20 protein-coding genes are annotated in these 20,479 nt (G+C 29.8%); all 20 read right to left on the reverse strand.

The window, feature by feature from the left end; genetic code table 11:
* Positions 1–2: 2 nt before the first annotated feature.
* The 20 genes from L1276_RS21310 to L1276_RS21405 are packed head-to-tail and all read right to left on the reverse strand — an operon-like array spanning position 3 to position 20,478.
* The gene (locus L1276_RS21310) at positions 3–1,106 is read right to left on the reverse strand and encodes a glycosyltransferase (protein WP_253791403.1); all 1,104 of its coding nucleotides are present in this window, start codon (positions 1,104–1,106) and stop codon (positions 3–5) included.
* Positions 1,103–2,221, reverse strand: a complete 1,119-nt coding sequence (locus L1276_RS21315; protein WP_253791405.1) for a glycosyltransferase — start codon at positions 2,219–2,221, stop codon at positions 1,103–1,105. Before L1276_RS21315 ends, L1276_RS21310 begins: the two co-directional genes overlap by 4 nt.
* Positions 2,222–2,223: 2 nt before the next feature.
* Complete coding sequence (locus L1276_RS21320; RefSeq protein WP_253791407.1) at positions 2,224–3,204, reverse strand: glycosyltransferase; 981 nt, start codon at positions 3,202–3,204, stop codon at positions 2,224–2,226.
* A gap of 18 nt (positions 3,205–3,222) precedes the next feature.
* The gene (locus L1276_RS21325) at positions 3,223–4,239 is read right to left on the reverse strand and encodes an ATPase (protein WP_253791409.1); all 1,017 of its coding nucleotides are present in this window, start codon (positions 4,237–4,239) and stop codon (positions 3,223–3,225) included.
* Complete coding sequence (locus L1276_RS21330) at positions 4,239–5,396, reverse strand: glycosyltransferase family 4 protein (RefSeq protein ID WP_253791411.1); 1,158 nt, start codon at positions 5,394–5,396, stop codon at positions 4,239–4,241. Before L1276_RS21330 ends, L1276_RS21325 begins: the two co-directional genes overlap by 1 nt.
* Positions 5,378–6,790: a hypothetical protein gene (locus L1276_RS21335; RefSeq protein ID WP_253791413.1), complete on the reverse strand. Its 1,413-nt coding sequence runs from the start codon at positions 6,788–6,790 to the stop codon at positions 5,378–5,380. The genes L1276_RS21330 and L1276_RS21335 overlap by 19 nt, the downstream gene beginning before the upstream one ends.
* A gap of 9 nt (positions 6,791–6,799) precedes the next feature.
* Complete coding sequence (locus L1276_RS21340; RefSeq protein WP_253791415.1) at positions 6,800–7,633, reverse strand: GNAT family N-acetyltransferase; 834 nt, start codon at positions 7,631–7,633, stop codon at positions 6,800–6,802.
* A gap of 5 nt (positions 7,634–7,638) precedes the next feature.
* Complete coding sequence (locus L1276_RS21345; protein WP_253791417.1) at positions 7,639–8,547, reverse strand: polysaccharide deacetylase family protein; 909 nt, start codon at positions 8,545–8,547, stop codon at positions 7,639–7,641.
* Positions 8,548–8,577: 30 nt separating this feature from the next.
* Positions 8,578–9,465, reverse strand: a complete 888-nt coding sequence (locus tag L1276_RS21350) for a hypothetical protein (protein WP_253791419.1) — start codon at positions 9,463–9,465, stop codon at positions 8,578–8,580.
* Positions 9,465–10,898 (reverse strand): MBOAT family protein, encoded by a 1,434-nt coding sequence (locus tag L1276_RS21355; RefSeq protein ID WP_253791421.1) that lies wholly within the window; start codon positions 10,896–10,898, stop codon positions 9,465–9,467. The genes L1276_RS21350 and L1276_RS21355 overlap by 1 nt, the downstream gene beginning before the upstream one ends.
* Positions 10,899–10,958: 60 nt before the next feature.
* Positions 10,959–12,095, reverse strand: a complete 1,137-nt coding sequence (gene neuC, locus L1276_RS21360) for a UDP-N-acetylglucosamine 2-epimerase (protein WP_253791423.1) — start codon at positions 12,093–12,095, stop codon at positions 10,959–10,961.
* Complete coding sequence (locus tag L1276_RS21365) at positions 12,088–13,128, reverse strand: N-acetylneuraminate synthase family protein (RefSeq protein ID WP_253791425.1); 1,041 nt, start codon at positions 13,126–13,128, stop codon at positions 12,088–12,090. The genes neuC and L1276_RS21365 overlap by 8 nt, the downstream gene beginning before the upstream one ends.
* A gap of 5 nt (positions 13,129–13,133) precedes the next feature.
* Entirely contained in the window at positions 13,134–14,228 is a 1,095-nt protein-coding gene (locus tag L1276_RS21370; protein WP_253791427.1) for an acyltransferase, read from the reverse strand.
* The gene (locus L1276_RS21375) at positions 14,215–14,886 is read right to left on the reverse strand and encodes a cytidylyltransferase domain-containing protein (RefSeq protein ID WP_253791429.1); all 672 of its coding nucleotides are present in this window, start codon (positions 14,884–14,886) and stop codon (positions 14,215–14,217) included. Before L1276_RS21375 ends, L1276_RS21370 begins: the two co-directional genes overlap by 14 nt.
* Positions 14,887–14,941: 55 nt before the next feature.
* The gene (locus L1276_RS21380; RefSeq protein ID WP_253791431.1) at positions 14,942–16,042 is read right to left on the reverse strand and encodes a glycosyltransferase family 4 protein; all 1,101 of its coding nucleotides are present in this window, start codon (positions 16,040–16,042) and stop codon (positions 14,942–14,944) included.
* The gene (locus L1276_RS21385; RefSeq protein WP_253791433.1) at positions 16,035–17,069 is read right to left on the reverse strand and encodes a glycosyltransferase family A protein; all 1,035 of its coding nucleotides are present in this window, start codon (positions 17,067–17,069) and stop codon (positions 16,035–16,037) included. Before L1276_RS21385 ends, L1276_RS21380 begins: the two co-directional genes overlap by 8 nt.
* Before the next feature lies 1 nt (position 17,070).
* Complete coding sequence (locus L1276_RS21390; protein WP_253791435.1) at positions 17,071–17,961, reverse strand: glycosyltransferase family A protein; 891 nt, start codon at positions 17,959–17,961, stop codon at positions 17,071–17,073.
* Positions 17,946–18,737 carry a glycosyltransferase family 2 protein gene (locus L1276_RS21395; protein ID WP_253791437.1) on the reverse strand — a complete coding sequence of 264 codons (792 nt, stop codon included), beginning with the start codon at positions 18,735–18,737 and terminating at the stop codon, positions 17,946–17,948. The genes L1276_RS21390 and L1276_RS21395 overlap by 16 nt, the downstream gene beginning before the upstream one ends.
* Positions 18,734–19,573, reverse strand: coding sequence for a DUF5672 family protein (locus L1276_RS21400; RefSeq protein WP_253791439.1), 840 nt, complete (start codon positions 19,571–19,573; stop codon positions 18,734–18,736). The genes L1276_RS21395 and L1276_RS21400 overlap by 4 nt, the downstream gene beginning before the upstream one ends.
* Positions 19,549–20,478, reverse strand: a complete 930-nt coding sequence (locus L1276_RS21405) for a nucleotide-diphospho-sugar transferase (protein ID WP_253791441.1) — start codon at positions 20,476–20,478, stop codon at positions 19,549–19,551. Before L1276_RS21405 ends, L1276_RS21400 begins: the two co-directional genes overlap by 25 nt.
* Position 20,479 lies beyond the last annotated feature (1 nt).

A 20,479-nucleotide genomic window follows, 5' to 3' on the forward strand; every position in this document is an offset into this window, starting at 1 on the left:
TACTATAAAGAATTATCAGCAGCCAAAAAACTAAAAACAGGATTTATCCAAAAAAGATATTCTTTTATAATTGACTCCTGACCGTAATGCAGCTGTATAAATTTACTTAATTCTATTCCCATTTGTATTCTATCTATTTTATTTTCAATTAGTGATTGAAGTGACTCCACTAATTGATTTAAATTACCTGACTCTACAACTAATCCATATTTATCAGATACAATTACTTTTGAAATCTCTCCAACATTCGTCGCAACTACGGGCAGCTTGTGTAATCCATATTCTAGAACTGCCAAAGGAAGGCCTTCTGAAAGTGATGGTAAAACTGCTATATCAAAGTTTTTTAAAACGTCGCCTATATTGTTTACGGCTCCATAAAAAGAGACGTTTTCCTGAAGCTGTAAATATTTTACTTTTTGCTTTAATTGTTTCGAATAGCTGTCTAAAAAGTCCTTCCCAAATAAGTGAAAAGTCCATTCCGGGAATTGATCCCTAATAACATTTGCTGCTTCTATCAACAAATTATGATTTTTTTGAGGACGCAAATTGGCAACACAAACAATTCTTTTTCCTTGAACTCCTTTTAATAAAAGCTTTTCATTGCCGCTAGACAAATCGCTCACAAAATTCGGGAAATATTTAACATTTGAGCACCATAAATATGATTCACTCCAATTCTTTAAGGCTGAATTTACAGAGATAACCCCACTAAAAAAAAATGAACTTACTTTTAAAACTAAATTTTTACGCAAATTTAAATCTTGTGAAATCCCATAATGATCATGCCAGATAATTTTAATTTTAGGATAAGTAATTTTCACCAAAACAGCTGTGAAAAATGAAGAACTATGAGCTTGAATCAAACTTATTTGGTTCTTTTTAAGGTATCTTCTTAATCTTAAAACAGCTTTAAAATCGACTTTTTTATTTTTATTTAAAAACAAATAAGAGACTTCTTTATTGATTTGGTTTAATAGCAATCCTTCTTTTCGCGTTGAAATCAAACCTGAAAATTCAATTTTCTCGCTTAGAACATTCGCATAGTTTACCGCCATACGTTCTGCACCGCCAGGCTCAAGAGAATCTATAATTTGTACAATTCTCATTTAGTCAGCAATTTTTTAATTTCGGTTTCAAAAACATCGGTAGTATAATTACGCGACCATTGTAATGCTAGTTGGCTTTTTTCAAAAAACTTATTTTTATCTGTAAAAGCATTTTCAACTTGCATTAGATCATTCTCTAAATTCATATTAAGTAAGACACCTCTTTTACCATAATCCAGCATAAAAGGAACACATGAAACCTTTGTAGCAATTGGAACACAGCCCCAAAACATTCCTTCTGCAACAGCTTTTGGCCAGCCCTCACTTTTCGATGGCAATATTACAAAATGACTTTCTTGAAATCCTTTTTTTATGACTTCTTTATTTTGATTTCCGTTTAAAAAAATATTTTTATCAAGTTCATTTTCAATTATATATTTTTGCAAAACAGCTCTTTCAATTCCATCTCCATATAAATTCAGCATTACATTATTTCCAGATTGAATTAGTTTTTCCACTAGTTTCAATGCATACATCGGATTTTTTCCTGCAACTAAACTTCCCACAAAAATAAATTTTATAACCTGATCAAAATTTGTCTTTTGAATTAAAACCTTCTCCGCTTCCGAATACGTTGCTGTAAAAAATGATTTAATATTTTTAGACTGATTATCCCATTCTCCATAAACCAAAACCTTCATATTTCGAGTCAGAAAGGTATTATTTAATATCCATTTTTGGAGCCTGTACGTCCATGGTTGTTTGCTTTTAGGATCCCAGTTACCTGCATATTTGGCTGTTTTCTTTTTTTTAGGAAAAAACACTTGAACAATACAAGCCAATAACCCCATATTTCCCGGACATCTTAAATGAATATGATCAGCACTTTTCATAATCCAAAATATCTTCCACATAATATACGGAATTTTGAAAAGACTAATCAAAATGCTTTTTATGGTTAAAAAATTAAAATCAGGAATTTTCGTGAAATCTATTTTTTTATAATCATAAGGACTGTCTATTTCAGCAGGAACTCCTCCGGATAAAGGGGCAACTATTATTACTTCATCAACATATTTTAACCAAATATTCATTTCACGCACATATGGCGCATAACCAAAATATTGTTTTTCTCTCTCTATATGATTGACGTGTGTAATTATTGCAAATTTCATTTCTATTTTTTTTCAATCAATCTTTTTACAACTTTTTCGGGCGCTAAATAATCATCAAAATATTTTTTACTTTGCGTCTCTAACATTTGTTTAAAATCATGATTTCCAATTATTTTATCGATTGCCAAATTTATTTCTTCAGCGTTCCCTGCATAGATCAGATGTTGATTATTTATTAATTCAGCAGGCAGTTTATTGTAATGAGGAGTCGAAATGATTGCTTTTCCTAAAGCCAGAAATTCAGCTAATTTCCAACCATGACATGAAAGTACAGCAGGAGTATTGAATACAAAAGCTCCACTTTTAATTTTTTTAATATAGCTTTCTAATGGTACTTTCTTCGGATATATCAAATGATCATATCCTAAATTATCCCCATTACTTCTTGCTGCAAAGCCTCCCTCAAAATGTATATTGCTATTACTTTTACAGCATTCTATAAACATAGCGCGGTTAGCATTGGTCTCACTTTCTTTTTTCCAGATACTATTTATAAAGAAAACATCAGAACGGGACGACTCACTTGATACATATTCCTCTAATTTCAGCCTTTTAAACTGTCTCCAGTAGTTTATTGCAAATTCTTTTGTGTTTGAAATTTGTTTTCTAAATCTAAAATAATTTAAAGTAAGATGATAAAATGTTGGAAACAGGTTCCAAATTTTAAGCCCAAAACTTGGTCCTATAGGAAGGATCTTTTCCTGATTTCCTGCTTCAATATTATTCAAATTGTAATTTACTTTTCCGTAAACATCACACCAATCCAATGCTTTTAAATCGATTGTCGAGGCATCACCCGAATCGACAATTATCTTCTTTAAATTCCTTCCATCTTCAACTATAAAAGCAAAAGTACCTTGTCGAAAATCTGGAAATTTAGAAACATTAAACTCATAATTCTTATATACTTTTTTGATCCCAAAGATATAATAGCCATCATAAAAAACATTGCAAAGCCCGTAAACATATACTTTTACACTCATTTATTCTAACTTTATTTTTTAGATCAGATCCTTAATATTTTCATTCAACACTATCAATTCTGTATTTTTGTTTTCATCAAAAAGATATTCGCCATAATATGCATTATAATAATCAAGAACATTTTTTGCCATTTCATTTTTTAATTCCTGAGATAATGAAAGTGCTTTGTCGACTATCAATTTAATATCTGAAATGCTTTGATACACTAAACAATTAAAATCATCCTGCAATGATGGATTTAACCAATGCGGATAATTCAAAATTGGAATTACACCAACAGACATAGCTTCTAAAACATTATGACACATAGGCATTGTCATTCCGGGTGCACAAAAAATAAAATCGGCGGCTGTTAAATAATATCTCCATTTTTGATTTGGAATTGCACCAGACTGCCATCGCATTGCCACTAGTTTATCACTGAATTTTTTAGAATCCAGATCCTCCATTAATTCTTTTCCGGAAATTGAAAGTACGCTTTTGTGCTGTATTACTTCCTGATAAATATCCCATCTATTTAGTAATTTGAAATTATCCGGGATTAGAGTTGTATTATAAATTTTTTCTTCAAAATTTCCGCTCAGTATTATTCCAATTTTTTTAGAAGAAAAATCGGTCTGAGTTACCAAATAATTAAAAGGATGCATAATATAAGGCAGAACATTTTTTTGATAATCACTTGTTGTATACACCTTTTTATACTTATAATTCACAACAAAATCTGCACTTTTATGATGGCTGAATGTTTTCAGTTTATTTAATTTTGAAAAGGGTTTAGCAAAATAAATATAATCGAGCTGCTTAAACCATTTTGCTAAAAGTAACATTCGGACAACTGAAAATTGAATCACAATTGGTTCTTTATATACAGCTTTAATTCTAAAAAAAAGGTTTAAATAAGTTCTCACTTTTGTACGATGAGCTACATTTAGGTATACTACTGGCTGATCACCTTCGTAAAAACGAACGTATGAGTAATATTGCTTAAATTCCTCAAGTTTTTTTGAAATCTTTTTTTTAATTATATAAATCATTATTTATCTTGTTGAACTAATAACGATTGAAAAAAATCGATATTTTGTTTCACTATACTGGCTAAACCATATTTTTGAATCACAAATTCTCTCGCTTCTTTCCCCATCATCTTTGCTTTTTCTTTATTAGAAAAATACCACACAATTTTCTCTGCAATACTTTCTGGGTTATATGGGTCACATAATAAACCCGTTTTATAATCTTGTATTGTCTCTGGTCCTGGTCCTAAAAGGGTAAAAACTACTGCTTTTTCCATCGCCATAGCTTCTGGAGCGACAAGTCCCTGAGTTTCCATGTGTGAAGGAAAAACACAAACTGAAGCCTCAGAATATGCCAAAGGTATATTTGTATAAGAAATGCTGCCATGAAAGTGAACATCTATGGCAATTTTTCCAAATTTAGATAACTCTTTTTCTTTAAGCATTTGAATATAAGAGCTTCCGTCAGGATAAAACCAATCGCGTCCATAAATTTCTAGTACTGCATTTGGGAATTTGTTTTTCACCAAAGGAAAAGCTTGTATTAACTGTCTTATTCCTTTTTTTTCGCAGACTGTTCCGGCAAATACGATTTTATTTGACGCTTCATTTTCATTTCGCGGACTAAAAAAATCTGTATTAATCGGGTAACTGATATAGGCTATTGGCTTATTATTATAGCTTAAATATTTTTCTGTATGGTTTTTAACATATTGAGAAACAGCTATAAAGGCATCGCTTTTTTTAAACGACCTTTTTTCCTGAAAGCCTTTCCAACTGTTAATCTTTCTGTTTTCACTTTCAGCAAAAAAATGATGTCCTCCATGCAGTCTAATAACGTATTTAACTCCGCTTATTTTATTTAGAAATGCCAATCCAAGTTCTGAAGATTCAATAATATCAATTGGTTCCTGTTTATGAATTTCTCTAATCTTTTTATTAATTGCTTTGAAATTAAAATACCAGGAAAGTCCTTTTACAGAACTTCGATTTAAACGATAAACAGCAGTGCCATCTCTATTTTCCGTCTCATTTGCAAGAGTGTAGTTCATACCTATTACAGACACTTTTATACCTTTTAGAACTAAAGCTTCTGTGATTGTTTTTACAAAGCTGCCAATACCACCATGTGGAAATCCTTCTTTCGGAAATTCATTTGTTAAGAAACAGATGTGCATAAGCGTTTTATTTCGAGGGCTATATTATAACTACATTCTTGTAATGGATATTGAACAATTTTCTGCATCCAAATCTTTCTATCTTTTCCAACATCATTAGAATTTTCGAGCGTTTTCTTAATTTTATCTCCAATTTCTGATTTATTTGTAATCCATCCAACAGCATCTAATCCTGACAGGCTTTTAAAATGCTGAAACTTATAAACATTGCTTACTTTATAAATAGAATTATCAATAGGGTCATAATTTAAATACAAACAAGGTTTATCATAAACAGCAAAATCATGCGCCATTGTACTTCCAAAATTTATTACTAAATCACTATGTTTTACAGTATTCACTAATAATTGTAAATCATTATACAAAGGATAAATTGTTGTAAAAGATTCTTTATTATTGTTTTCCTGTTTCCAGTCAGGATCTATTGGAAAAATAAAGTCTATATATTTTTCTAAGATCTTATCGAATCTGTCACTTTTATCAACCGGACATCTCCTAAATAAAACCTGAGGTCTTATCTCTTCTGGAATTTTTGCAATCTCATCTCCCATATCTTCTAAATAATTTTTTTCATAAGGAGATGTACTATCATTTGCCGAAAAACATATTGTTTTTTTATTTGGATTTAAACCATATTCTGTAAAAAAATCTTCTTTACTCCTAAATAATTTATTCTGAAAATAAAATTCAAATTGCGGCGTACCAACAACCTCAACATTATCATCCTTAATCTCGGGATATAATAGACATAATTCTGATTTCATTAGCTCTGACCAAACAAAATATCTATTGTAGCGCGAAATTAATCTTGCTTTTGGCACATTGTCCCATGAAAAAATAACCGTAGCTGTTTTAATTTTTCGCTTTTTTGCAACAACTATAACCGGCGCACTAATTGGTGCTCGCTGATGTAGGTTTAAAACAAAATCGGGATTAAAAATATCAAAGTCTTTTTCTATTTTACTAATGACTTTACTTCTGGCAATTTCCTTTTCATAGAGTTCATCAACTTTCAATACAGCCTTATATGAGTTTGAAATTGTAAATCCTAATAGCTCTGAGAGTTCCAGAAGTATTCGTTTTTTCCATCCTTTTCCTTTATTGTTCCAAAAAGCCATTATACTATTGTTTGAAAGGATTTTTTTATTTCTCAATAACCTTGCATAAACATTACTTTCTCTCCACAATCTAGCTTTTGGTGATTCAATAAAAGCTGGAATTTGTTTAATAAATACGATATTGGGCTGAACTAATTTTATTTCTTGAATTGCTTTTTCTGATATTTGATGATAAAGCATTACTTCGCCGCCCTGCTTTTCCAATTCAGTAATAAAACTAGAATACAAATAATTTCGAACCCCTACACCATCTGGTACTATTAGTAGAACTCTCATATTAAGTAATTATAAACTTCCAATTCTACCATGATCAGAAAAGGATCTATGCACAATAAACTCTTTATCTAATGGCACTTCTGAAAGAAATGTAATATCACAAAAATAATTTTGTTCAACAGGATTTAATCTCCATGGAATAACACTTTTATGATCTAAAACCCAGCCATTTTTCTCTAAATCTTTTGTTTTAAGATCATTCCATGAAGTAATATAATCTGCCCAAAGGTATCCTATCTTCCAGGTTTCCTCTTCTAGTAAATTAAGGTTCTCAATATCAACAACCCTTAAACCACCAGTATTCTCCTGACTTACAGCACGTGAACCATCTTTTAGTTTAATTCCCTTAATTGATGGCTGTTGAAAATAATGCGTATCTTTTATAATTAAATCATCTATTGATACTTCGATTTTTTTACACAAGAATTCAAAATTTTCATCTTTAAAATCAGGATTAATCTTCACATATCTAACTAAATCATAATAACGGATCCATCTCATATTTTTGTACAAACCGAGACCTGCCTCATTTGCCGCCGTGGCTGCTAAAGGATAATACTTTCTTGCTAAATTATAAAGTTTACCCAAAACTCCCTTCCCTCTACATTCCTCATCGAGATAAACATTGATTATCCATGCAACACCACCTTGAAAATTTCCCCCAACATGACCAACAATCTTTCCGCTATCATTTAAACAGATAAAAGACTGCCCAAAATTAGGATCTCCATATTGCCATTCCCAAAATTTTTTATTTTGCAACGGATGATTCTCTCTGTAAATTCTAGTAAAAAATTCTTGTAGTTTATCCCAATCGTTTATTGTTGCTTCTCTTGTAATCATATCTGTTAGCTATTTTTTCCTCCTGGTAAATCGTTAGAATCAAATCTATTTAATAAAAGATGATTTTCAATTCCAATGTTGCTTCCTCTGTTTGTTGTAAAACCTAATTTATATCCTGTTTTTTGGGCAATTATAGACACTTCGTCTGTACATGTTTCATCTGTTCCATATGGATAAGAAACTGTGTTTATTTTTGAATTTGTTAGGTTTTCTAAGAATCGCTTACTGTTTTCTAATTCAAATTTAATAGTTTCTGTGTCAGTCAATCCAAGCGGATAGTGACTGTGCGTATGACTACCTAAAAATCCTCTAGCACCTAAATCGCATAAAATCTGATTATTCATATATAAGTTTCCCAAAACTTCCGACTCGTTAAAATAGGTATTGAACAGCTTATTGATGATAGCTTCTTGTTCACGAAAAGTAAGTTTAAAATTTAGTATATATTTTAATTCAGCATTTAAAGCAGTATCATAGCGATACACTTGGTGTGATTTATTTTTTTCTGTTTCAGAAAATTCAATTTTAAAATCTTTTTGAATATTTTTTAAAAATAACTCCGAATCAATTATTGATCTTAGCAAATGTATTTTATGAACTGTACTTACTTTTTTCTCTTCAAAATTTATTGAATTGACAAAGAAAACCGATGGCACTTTAATATCTTCCAGGATAGGAAATGCTAAGTCAAATTGTTCTTTTAATCCATCATCAAAAGTTACTAAGAGATATTTGTTTTTAGAATTTAAAACAGCTTCAACATTATCAATTATCTCATTTGGATGTAAAAATTCACCTTCATTTTGCATTAATAAAAGCTGCTTTTTAAAATTAAAAGGTGTTATACCAAAGATACTCGGATATATTGAATCAAAATTTTCTCGTATGTAATGATAATTTATAACTGTAAGCATAATGTTGTACTTTTCTTTTTAAGAGTATAATTATTTTTTAAGCTTAAAAAAATCATTTAAAATTTTCGCAGTAAAAATTTTAGATCCAGAATCGCTCATGTGTCCGCAGGATGAAAAATATTTATTTTCGATAACTGCATTTTCGTAATTATAAATCTCCGGATAGGCTTTATGCACCTTGTCAAAATAATTCATTCCTACTACATTTTCGCACATTGGTGTCATGACTGCTATAAAATTTATATGATGGGCCTTACAACTATTTTTAATTTCTTCGTAATATTTGTTGCTTTTTAAAGGATTAAGGTTGACAATGTTATTTTTCATATTGCCGCTTTTTTGCTTAACCAACGGATAATACCCAAGATTATCTAATGCATTTGTCTTTTCGTGTTTTGCTATTTTATATATTTCCCTAAACCCAATTTTATTATCAAATTTAATATATCTGTAAAAAGGGATATAATACAATTCATTAAAATTTGACTGTCCTTCAAAATGATTTTTTACGGCCGCTGAATTGTGAATATAGGGCAGAAATTTTGCTGCAACACCTTCAGATTCTTTATCATTTGAGAGATTCAGATCAGCTTCTAAAATAATATTTTTGATTTCATACTTCCGTTCTATCATTAATTTCAACAACAAAGAAGCTTCAAATAAATGCCCGCCGCTCATACCATAATTAAAGGTTTTTAGTCCTTTATCTTCAAACATTTGAGTAACGAAATGGTTGTTGGCACGAGATGATCCTAAAATAACAACATCATATTTTTTAGCTTCAGAATTAAAAACATTCTCAATTTTCCCTCTATTTCTGGACTGCAAAAAAAGATACGTATAAAATGCATCTAATGCAACAGCTGCAAGAAATGTGATCACAAAGATCTTAAGAATATAAAATAAAAACTGTTTCATTAAAATTGAAAATATATAAATTCTTTATAATCTGAAAAAGTTCCAAAGGCCATTATCGCAATAATAGCCAATGCGACTTTTAATGTGCTTCTTTTTCCTGAAAGTGGTTCTATCTTCATTCGGCTGTTCCATTCGATTAGCACAAATAAAGCGATCATAAGCAATAACTCATAACTATACCGTTCATTATCTAAGTATTGAAAACTAAAATCATGATTCGTTACAAGGCGTTTTAAATACAAAAAAGCATCCGTGATTGTTTTTGCTCTAAAAAATACCCATGCAATACAAGTCAATGAAAAAGTGTATAAAATGCGCAGTAATACTTTGGTCGAATCAAAATTAAGTTTTAGCTGAACCGTCTCTATATTGTTCCTGTTGCTGTTTGACAAAAGCAAAGGCAGGAAATAAACTGCATTTATAAATCCCCAGGCAACATAAGTCCAGTTGGCACCATGCCAAAAGCCACTGACTACAAAAATGATAAAGGTATTTCTAATTTTCATCCAGATTCCTCCTTTGCTCCCGCCTAGCGGAATGTATAAATAATCACGAAACCATGAAGAAAGTGAAATATGCCAGCGACGCCAAAACTCTGCAATATCTCTTGAAAAATAAGGGTAATTAAAGTTACGCAAAAGATCTAATCCAAATAATTTTGAAACTCCAAGGGCGATATCTGAATATCCTGAAAAGTCGCCATAAATTTGAAAAGCAAAATACACTGCTCCCAAAATTAACGAAAAGGAGTTCATAGAAGGATGATGATCAAAAATAGCATTTGCATATGGCGCACAAGTATCTGCAATGACTACTTTTTTGACTAAACCCCAAATAATTTGATAAACCCCTTCTTTGGCCGTTTGATAATTAAACTCTCGCTTTACCTTTACCTGTGGCAATAAATGTGTTGCTCTTTCTATTGGTCCAGCGACCAAAAGCGGAAAATAACTAACAAATAAGGAATAGTCTATAAAATTATATTCTGCTTTTATCCTTTTAAAATAAATATCGATTACATAGGAAAGTCCGTGAAAAGTGTAGAAGGAAATACCTACTGGAAGAATAACGTTCAGCAAAATAGGGCTTGCTTTAATTCCCACAGAATTTAATAACTCTGAGAAAGAAGATGCAAAAAAGTTATAATATTTGAACAGCCCTAAAAAACCAAGATTGACCAGAATGCTCAGCCAAAACCAAAACTTTCGGCTTTTCTCAGATTTTCCTTTTTCGATTTGAATTCCGGTATAATAATCCAGAAATGTTGAAAACACAAGCAAAAAAAGAAATCTCCAATCCCAGCAGGAATAAAAATAATAACTCGCAACAATTAATAAAGCATTTTGTGTGCTTTTGTTTTTATTACAAACAAACCAATACAAAAAAAAGACGATTGGCAAAAAAACAGCAAATGCTAGAGAATTAAAAAACATAAATAGTTAGTGTAGTATTATAAAAGAGGATTGTAATTTATAAACAATATCGTGTATTGCTTAGTCCAAATCTCTAAATTGTTTTTGATGATTAAGCTGCCAAATATTCTTTTTCTTTAATGATTTCAAAAATAATTCAGCACTATTCCCTTGTCCAAAATCTTCACCTGAAACTTCAACTTCATGTTTGCTAATTCCTGAAAGAGCTGCTTTAATTCCATTTTCAGAATAATCTGTATTAATAATCGCCGTATGAACTGCTCTATTTTGCTGACGAGTTCCTATATTAATAATTGGAATTCCGTAATAAGGAGCTTCACGAATTCCTGCGCTGCTATTACCAATTATAAACTGGCTGTTTTTTAGCAAGGTCAAAAAATACTCAAAACGCAGTGAGGGAAAAATCCTAAACCTCTTATTTTCTTTTAATCGATTATAGGCATCAATAATAAATTGACTTCCTAAATCATTATTCGGAAAAATAACAATATAATTATGTGTATCGGCAAGCAGACAATTTACAAAAGTCGCCGCATACTCTTTCATAGATTGAAATTCAGTTGTTACCGGATGAAACATTACTACGGCATATTCTTGAAATAGAATTTCATAATATTTTTTGGCAATAGCTAAATCTGGCAGATTTTCTGAAAACATAATATCAATATCAGGAGAACCTATTGTAAATACAGATTCTTTGATTTCGCCCATTTGAAGCAGTCTTTTAGCGGCCTGATTATTAGACACAAAATGAATATGACTTAATTTGCTAACACTATGACGTATTAGTTCATCAACAGTTCCAGAAACTTCGCCTCCTTCAATATGAGCTACTAAAATATTGTTTAATGATCCTACAATAGCGCCGGCAAGTGTTTCTACTCTGTCTCCATGCACTACAATCATATCAGGATTTATAGTTTTGCAATAATTTGACAAACCTTCAATTGTTTTTGCCAAAGTCAAATCCATAGTTGTTTCGTGCGTATGGTTTTCGAAAGTAAAAACGTTTTTAAAATTGCAACGCTCTATTTCTATCAATGTATACCCATAAATTTCTTGCAAATGCATTCCTGTAACGAAAACAAAAGCTTCAAAATCCTGCTGCTCTTCGAGAGTTTGAATAAGGGATTTTATTTTCCCGAAATCTGCACGGGTTCCGGTAAGAAATAATATTTTTCTTGTAGAATTACTCAAAATCAGTAAAATCTAATTGTTCATCATTATCAATATTTCTTGAAGCAGCTTTACCAATTAAATCATTAAAATGCTCTGCTAAAATTTTACCTGTTCCCGGGCGCTTTACCCAGATATTTTCTTTTGATAATATTTCTCCTTTTTTTATTGGTTTGATGGCACAAACCGTAGCAAAAGCAAAATCAATTGTTACTTGCTCTTCCAGAGCAGGTTTTTTGGTTCCGCCTCGCATAAGTGCGATTTCTGCGCTAGATACAATTAATTCTGCACAGGCATTTTCATCCATACTGCAAATAATATCTGGACCTGTTCGCTGCATGTGATCTGTAAAATGTCTTTCTAGAATACTTGCTCCAAGAGCAACTGCTCCTAAACAAGCATTATTATTTAAAGTGTGATCACTTAATCCAAATACTTTATCTGGAAAAGCTTGATGAAGTTCTGCCATTGCACCAAAACGAACTAAATGAATTGGTGTTGGATATAAATTTGTGGTATGCAATAACGCAACGGGTATATTGTGTTTATCAAAAATTGCCGTTGCTTTTTGAACACTTTCAATCGTATTCATTCCTGTACTTAAAATTACAGGTTTTCCAAATGAAGCAATATGTTCTAATAACGGATAATTATTACATTCTCCCGAGCCAATTTTATAAGCTGGTATATCAAATTTATGTAGTCGATTTGCTGCGGCTCTCGAAAAAGGCGTTGAAATAAAAATCATGCCTTTGCTTTCAACATAATTTTTCAATTCTAACTCTTCAGATTCATTTAGCGAGCATCTTTCCATAATTTCATAAATAGAAACATCTGCATTTCCTGGAATCACTTTTTTTGCTGCTCCAGACATTTCATCCTCTACAATATGAGTCTGGTGTTTTACAACCTCAACTCCTGCTCTATAAGCCGCATCAACCATTTCTTTGGCTGTTTTTAAAGAACCTTCATGATTGATTCCGATTTCGGCAATAACTAATGGTGGAAAATCTGTTCCAATTTTACGACCTGCAATTTCTATATATGGATTCATTCTTTTTAAAATTTATATTTTTCCTTTTTTAATATAAAAGGCTTTTCAAAAAACTTATATGATAAATGTGAAACTAAAATTGTTGCTGCAAATGTAAAAATGTAAAGCACAGAATTTGAGAAAAAATTCATTCTTATAAAACAGTTTATAAAAAAAACAATAACTATTTGATGATACATGTACAAACCATAAGAAATTTCACCCATTTTGTAAAAAAATCTGTTTTCTAAAAGTCTTGCGATATTTTTATTGTGAACCAAATTCAATATAATTATTATAAAAAAAACAGCACTTAAGGATGTTTTAAAATAAATTATATAAGAATCAAAAATCTGGCTGATTATTAAAAGAGAGATACTCAAACAAAAAATATAATTATTTGTTATTACATCTATCAATTTGTTTTTATGAAATAAAAAATAAGCTCCCAGTGCTCCAAAAGTAAGAGAATCTAATTGAATTGTTTCAATATAGCCCCGTATTAATTTAATGTACATAATGTGATCCAAAGAAGAATTGTACATAAATATCAACACTAAATTATAAAGTAGAATTATTCCTAAAAAATATCTTTTTAAATGGTTTGTTTTACTGATTAATATAGGCCAAATAAGGTAAAATTGTTCTTCAGTACCTATCGACCATGTTTGCGTAGCAAAAGGAATAAGCTTTATTATGATTAGTACATTTGGCAGAAAAAACACCAGTAAAAGAAGAACTTTAAAAAATTCTGTGCTGCTTGAATATTCAAGTTTTAAGTTTGGAATGTTGAAGATTTCTAAATGTGGAAGGACAAACAGAGAAACTATTACAATCAAGAAATAAAGCGGCCAAATTCTTAAAACCCTTCTAAAATAAAAGAATTTAAGATTAATTTTTTTACGATCTTTTTTTTCCTGCAATAACAAAAAAGTAATTAAAAAACCACTTAAAACAAAAAACAACGATACTCCTAATTTTCCTAAACATTTTATTGTTTGAAAACTATTACTATAATCAAAATAAGATTTATTTAATTCAATATGACTAATTATTACCATCAAAGCAGCAATAAACCTTACTCCATTAAGGTTTGGAAAATAACCACTACTTTTTTCCATTCATCTTATTATATATAATGTCTGCATATTCTAAATCTTCGAGCGTGTCTATATCTATTTGTGCAAAAATATGATTTACTTCAAATGGAAATGCATTTTCTGAAATAATAATATCCTTCATAATTAAAGAAGCTTTTGAAATATAAAGCAATCCATTTTCAAAAAAAAGCGGGTCCAAATCCTGACTTCTCTGCCCTATGGTATAATTAAAAGGCTGGAATTTATTATTGATAATTTTCCCTAATTTTTGATGATTTCTTGAAACAGTAAATAAACTGTCTAAATTATCTTTTTGATACTTCTGGAAAGTTTCTTTTAATAAATTTTGAGGTCTAAATGGATTTGTCGGCTGTAATAAAATAACATTTTCTACATCTGAATCAATTGATTCTAAAGCATGTTTTAAGGCAGAAACTGTTGGCTCTAAATCTCCCGAAATAGAAAGTGGTCTATCTATAACTTTTACACCTAATTGTAATGCAATCTTTTTTATTTCAGCATCGTCAGTTGAAACGTAAATATTTTCTATTATATCACTATTTTCCTTGGCATATAATATTGAATGAACAATTAGCGGGAACTCTCCTAATAATTGAATATTTTTTTTTGGTATTCGTTTCGATCCTCCCCGAGCTGGAATTATAGCTATTGCTTTCATTTAGTTTTCTTTTTCAATCTACACCTATTAAATCTGATCTGTTTTTACAGTTTGATTATGCTAATCTTGATTTCGCTTTTTCAATAATTTCATTCATACCTAAATTCCATGCATCAATTGTATATAAATTTTCCGGAATAAAATCAAACTCTAGCGGGTGCTCTATAAATTCAATAATAGCATTTTCCCATATTTCTACAAAATGCGGGTTTTCTATTAATTTTCCCAATTTTCCATATTGTAATACTTCTGGAACACCACCCAGTGCAGATGCGATACAATAGTTTCCACAATGTAATGCTTCGACGAGACTAAGTCCAAATCCTTCCTGACATAATGTTGGAAATAAATAACAGTCTGAAGCTTGATAATACTTTGAAAGTTCATCATTAGGCAATCTCCCTAAAAACATAACACCGTCTATTTCTTTTCTTGGATTAGAGCCAATAACTAATAGTACTATTTCTTTATGTGAAGCATTAACTCTTTTCCAAGCATCTAAAATTAAATGGAGTCCTTTTTTTGGTCTATCTTGTGAGCACCAAATAAATACTTTTTTATTTCCAAGACCTAATTGATCTTTTAACTTAACTTTTTCTAAACTAGAGACCTTTTTAAATTTTTCAGTATCAATCCCATTTGGTAAAATTGAGAAATAATTTGGCAAGGTATTAATCTGTTTTTTATACTCTACATAACTATCATGTGTAAGCAAAATAATTTCGTCTATAATTTGATAAAAATTCTGCTGTGAATCTTGATAGTTATATGGTGGATAGCCATGGTAAAAAAATTGTATATAGCATTGTTTATCAATCCCCTTTGATAGAAGATACTTTTTAAGTGGTTTAACCATTCCGTAATTATCAACGATCTGGATTATATATTTTTCGTTAGGAGCAATAATTTTATCCAGCGCCTCAAAGTATTCTAGGTTTTTCTTTTTAAAAAATTTTCGTTGAATTGTATGCCAAAAACTAGAAGTAACAAAACTATATTTTACGCCTTCAAATAATTTTCCGGGTTTGGGGCAAACGATATAATCTATTTTATGATCATTATCTAAATAATTTTTATAAAGAGTTGTCCAGCTTCCTATTTTTGCAAAAGGTAATTGTACTTGCGAAAGCAGGATTACTTTTGCAGATTTATTCATTTTTTTGAATATATTTTAAAGCCTCTTCCCTAGAAAGCCCTTTCATTTTAAGGCAAAAGTACCATATTTTTTTCCTTGTGAGAATTTTTGAAAATATTTTATGAAGAAAAACAAATACCGCATACGGCAACTTAATTTCCTGCAAATAAACAGGCTCAATAGGCTGAAATTCATTTAGTTTTATATTCTCTAATGTTTTTTTCATCCATTCCTCTTCAACATTTCCTAAATGATAGGCAAAATTTTCTTCCGTTGAAAGTCTCCACATCCCTTTCTTTACAACAGGATAATCAAGTAATTTTGCTTCACTATCTCCACCTAACATATAATTTGAGCTTTTAATCTCATTATTTTCAAAAACTTCTTTTCTATAAGTTGTCGCAAAATGGCCAGCACCAGCAACTGCTTTAAAATTACCGTTTGATACTGTTAGATATTTTTCGAGATGAATATCATTGTACATGTTTGAGTTTCCTACGCTGGCAGCAAAAGCTTTTAAGGCCATTGGATTTTTTACTTTTGTAAATCGAAGTGATTTTGAAAAAAATAAATTAAACCAAATATTAAAAGTATAATTTTTTAAAGATTTTGAAGATGGTGTTGGACAAACTGCTCCTGTCTTTTTGAATTTTTCAAAAACGTTGTAAGTTTCCTTTTGCCAATTGTTTAAAAAAAGAACATCAGCATCCGTAATGGTAACAAACCTAAAATCATGACCAGAAATACCTTTTAAAATGGCATTCAATTTTCCAATATTTGTAGTATTAATGATTTCATGAATTTTTCCTTCTTTTTGCAGCTCGCTTAAATAATCCATTATCTCGCTGCAACTCCCATTATTAACGATTGTAATATATGTTTTAGCGTGAACAGTTTTAAATAAGGATTCCAGACAATATTCTAAAATTTTAAAACTATCTTTAAAATATTCTTCTTGATTAGGAATGTAAACAGGAACAACAACCTGATGAAAAAATGCATTGGGTTCTTGTATTTTATCTTTGTTAGGATTATAGCCTACTCGCATTTTACCTCTTTATTAAAATAAAAATAAATAATTTAATACTCTTCCATTTCATAAACCAAAAAGAATCTAACTTATTTAAAATAATCAAGCTTTTTAAAAAATTAGTTTTAAACATCTTTATCTGATTATGCACTAATTTTTGAATATATATATGGAATTCGGTTTCAGAAATAATCCCTCTATTTTTATACTCAGTTAAAAAATATTTATTAAAAATATTTAATTTTAAATATTCTTGTCTATTAATTTCTGAATTATTGGAAAAATGGATTCTATATTTTGTAAGTGGTAAATCAACATAATAAAATTTCGTAAAAAAAGATGCTCTATTCCAATATTCTACATCTTCTCCAGCGGCAATCATTTTTTCATTAAAAAAACCAACTTTTTTTATAATTTCTGTTCGACAAAGAGGATAATCACTCACTGTATAATTACCAATCATCTTCATTGATATATTTCCGTGCTTATCTTCTAATTTTCCAGGTCTGCCAACATATTTCTCTAAATCTTTATCATTTTCATCAATTAGTTTACAATAATGATGTGCTAATCCAAATGAAGGGTTACTTTCTAAGACATCTAACAGTATTTCTATTTTATTATATTCCCAAATATCATCATCATCTAAAAATGCAATGTAAGCGCCTTTTGATATTTTTATTCCTTCATTTCTTGGTTTGCATGGACCTCCAGAATTTTCAATTTTTATGTAATTTACGAAACTATATTTAGAACATAAATTTTGATTTTCATCTCCAAAACTCCCATCATCAACTACAATAATATCTAAATTTTTATAGCTTTGATTAAGAACAGATTCGAGAGCTTTTTTTAAATAATTATTCCTATTATATGTTGTAATGATAACAGAGACTAGTGGCTTTTGCATGCATTTTTTATTTTTTTCAAAGCTTTATACATTAGTATAGAAAACTTCCTTTCTTTTAACTTATCGATTTCTTTTTTCAAGAGTATCATGTTTTTATAATCTTCATAATAAATTCCATAATTATTCTTAAAAATCATTTCGTTTTCTTCCATTTGTTTTTTTTCATATGAAATATTGTTACTAATCCCTGACAAATCAAAAAAAGTCAATGGATAGCTAACATGATTAAAAACGAAGTTATTACTTAAAAAGCATCTTATATAAAAATCTCGGTCAGAAACTATTTTATATTGTTCTGAAAATAGTCCAATTTCATTAAAAACTTTTTTTCTAAAAAATGTACTCTGATGCGGTAAAGTACCTTGTAAAAAATATAATGGAGTTAAATAATCCGGGTAATTTTTACGTCTGTCTTCAAATTGGTAATCTCCATAAATGATATCTCCCTTAAAATCGACATGCTTAATAAAATCTTCTAAAGAGGTTAAACTATTAAGAAAGTCACCACTATTTAAAAATAACAGATATTCTCCTTTTGCTATTTTAACACCTTTGTTCATAGCATTATAAATTCCTTTATCAGGTTCTGACACCCAATAATCAATAGTATCATTTTGACTTTTTATATATGGGGCGCTGCCATCTGTTGAACCTCCATCAATAATTATGAATTCGAAATCTTTCCATGTCTGATTAACAACGCTGGCAACTGTTTTTTTTAATCCTTGCAGGTTATTATAGTTAATAGTAATAATTGAAAGTGTCAGATTCGTCATTTTATCTTATTTAGCCAAAAAATTTTATTTTGTTCATAAGGAAAATCATCTCTAAACCAAGCATGGCATCCGAAAGGAATCCTATTTAAATTCTTATATAAGTAAGATGGATGTCTATCCCAAGAAAAAAACAGAGCATCATTTACTGAAGGAATCATAAAGTTTTTATTGTTTTCAAAAGCTTCTACAAAAAAAAAGTCTTCATTTAGGTTATAATTCCTGGCATAATAGGAATAATTATTTTTATACCCAAGCATATTTAATGGCAGAAAAGCCAGTTGTTTAATAAATTGTAACCTATTAATCTTTAAAAACTTCTTCTTTTCTTTAAATAGTTCTGAAAAATATTTTATGGGTTTTTTTGATGATAATATTTTTATGAAACTGTCAATTTTACGCAGTGAAAAACCACCATTTCCTGCTTTCCAAATTTTTCCGCCTAAATAGGGATCACTAACAAATTTTTCAAACCATATACCTCCTATATAATCATACTTTTTTTGGGCCCAATCCAATAGCTCATCTCGAAAAACATAGCAATCAGTATGATAAATAAGCATATACTTATAATTTTTAAAAATCTTATAAAAACTTACATTCAGCATTAACTTATTATATCCTACAATACCTTTAAAATAGGATTCATCTAAATCCGTAAAAAGCTCAATATCTGGAAATTTTGTTTTATAGAAATCTAAATTTAATCCATGTGGATGTATAAAATAAATCGAATAATCAGAAAGAATGCTTATACATTGTTTTACAGATTTTATTTCGAAAACATTTAATTCTTCTTTAAATATGGGTATTACTATGCAAATTTCTTCTTTCCCCATAAAATGATACTTTTGATAAGACTTTTTAGATTGTATTTTTTATTTTCTTTGATTTTGTAAGCTGTTCTTGTTATATACTTATCAGCTATTTTACTGACTTTAGTTTTTCTTGGATGAATAATCTCAGTTATCTCTTTTGTCTCCATACTATCAAAAGGACTTGTCTCAATAGTATGAGTAGCATCTTCTCTAAATCCTATATTGGATATTAAATTTACGTTGGGAACAATCGTAACTCCCTGATTATTCCATACACAAAAATTCCATTGATAATCCCATGTATCAATTTCTTTATTTTTAACTTGTTCAAATATTGAAATCCAATAATCCCTAAAAACAACTCTATTATCAACTTTACTAATTACTTTCTTGTTTTTAAATTCAGTTAGCTTTTTTAACTCAAAATCATATAAGTTCCAAGATCTTTTCCATGTTGCCCATCCCCAAATGTATGCATACTGAGAAAAAAAATAAGAAGCATTTCCTATTTGTTTTCCTCCCTGAAGATTACTTCCTCCAATAGCAAAAACACTTTCATTCTCTTTATATTTATTTAAAAGTTCCTCACAATATTTAAAAAAAGAAAAATGAGGAATACAATCATCTTCCAATATGATTCCTTGTTCAACATTTTCAAAAAACCAAGTTATGGCCCCTGATACTGCAAGTCCGCAGCCCAAATTTTCATCTCTAAATAAGGTTTTTACTTCGCAGTCCCAATCGATATTATTAATAATAATATCCCTGGTTTTTTTACATTTTTCATGCTCTCCATCTATATGCTTACGGGCTCCATCGGCCGCGATATATAGAAATTTTGGTTTTTGTTTTTTTATTTCTTCAAAAACCTTGGAAGCAGTATCGATTCGATTGAATATCAGAAATAGAATAGGGGTTTCAAACATA

Origin of the sequence: Flavobacterium sp. HSC-32F16 (assembly GCF_024171645.1) — a bacterium.
Taxonomy (GTDB): domain Bacteria; phylum Bacteroidota; class Bacteroidia; order Flavobacteriales; family Flavobacteriaceae; genus Flavobacterium.

Bases quoted from the DNA above. Each gene is read 5' to 3' on its own strand.
- L1276_RS21405 (WP_253791441.1), bottom strand. From the start codon at position 20,478: ATGTTTGAAACCCCTATTCTATTTCTGATATTCAATCGAATCGATACT.
- L1276_RS21325 (WP_253791409.1), bottom strand. From the start codon at position 4,239: ATGATTTATATAATTAAAAAAAAGATTTCAAAAAAACTTGAGGAATTT.
- L1276_RS21365 (WP_253791425.1), bottom strand. From the start codon at position 13,128: ATGAATCCATATATAGAAATTGCAGGTCGTAAAATTGGAACAGATTTT.
- L1276_RS21355 (WP_253791421.1), bottom strand. From the start codon at position 10,898: ATGTTTTTTAATTCTCTAGCATTTGCTGTTTTTTTGCCAATCGTCTTT.
- L1276_RS21385 (WP_253791433.1), bottom strand. From the start codon at position 17,069: ATGCGAGTAGGCTATAATCCTAACAAAGATAAAATACAAGAACCCAAT.
- L1276_RS21310 (WP_253791403.1), bottom strand. From the start codon at position 1,106: ATGAGAATTGTACAAATTATAGATTCTCTTGAGCCTGGCGGTGCAGAA.
- L1276_RS21375 (WP_253791429.1), bottom strand. From the start codon at position 14,886: ATGAAAGCAATAGCTATAATTCCAGCTCGGGGAGGATCGAAACGAATA.
- L1276_RS21400 (WP_253791439.1), bottom strand. From the start codon at position 19,573: ATGGGGAAAGAAGAAATTTGCATAGTAATACCCATATTTAAAGAAGAA.
- L1276_RS21370 (WP_253791427.1), bottom strand. From the start codon at position 14,228: ATGGAAAAAAGTAGTGGTTATTTTCCAAACCTTAATGGAGTAAGGTTT.
- L1276_RS21395 (WP_253791437.1), bottom strand. From the start codon at position 18,737: ATGACGAATCTGACACTTTCAATTATTACTATTAACTATAATAACCTG.
- L1276_RS21345 (WP_253791417.1), bottom strand. From the start codon at position 8,547: ATGCTTACAGTTATAAATTATCATTACATACGAGAAAATTTTGATTCA.
- L1276_RS21330 (WP_253791411.1), bottom strand. From the start codon at position 5,396: ATGCACATCTGTTTCTTAACAAATGAATTTCCGAAAGAAGGATTTCCA.
- L1276_RS21320 (WP_253791407.1), bottom strand. From the start codon at position 3,204: ATGAGTGTAAAAGTATATGTTTACGGGCTTTGCAATGTTTTTTATGAT.
- L1276_RS21350 (WP_253791419.1), bottom strand. From the start codon at position 9,465: ATGAAACAGTTTTTATTTTATATTCTTAAGATCTTTGTGATCACATTT.
- L1276_RS21390 (WP_253791435.1), bottom strand. From the start codon at position 17,961: ATGCAAAAGCCACTAGTCTCTGTTATCATTACAACATATAATAGGAAT.
- L1276_RS21315 (WP_253791405.1), bottom strand. From the start codon at position 2,221: ATGAAATTTGCAATAATTACACACGTCAATCATATAGAGAGAGAAAAA.
- L1276_RS21340 (WP_253791415.1), bottom strand. From the start codon at position 7,633: ATGATTACAAGAGAAGCAACAATAAACGATTGGGATAAACTACAAGAA.
- L1276_RS21380 (WP_253791431.1), bottom strand. From the start codon at position 16,042: ATGAATAAATCTGCAAAAGTAATCCTGCTTTCGCAAGTACAATTACCT.
- L1276_RS21335 (WP_253791413.1), bottom strand. From the start codon at position 6,790: ATGAGAGTTCTACTAATAGTACCAGATGGTGTAGGGGTTCGAAATTAT.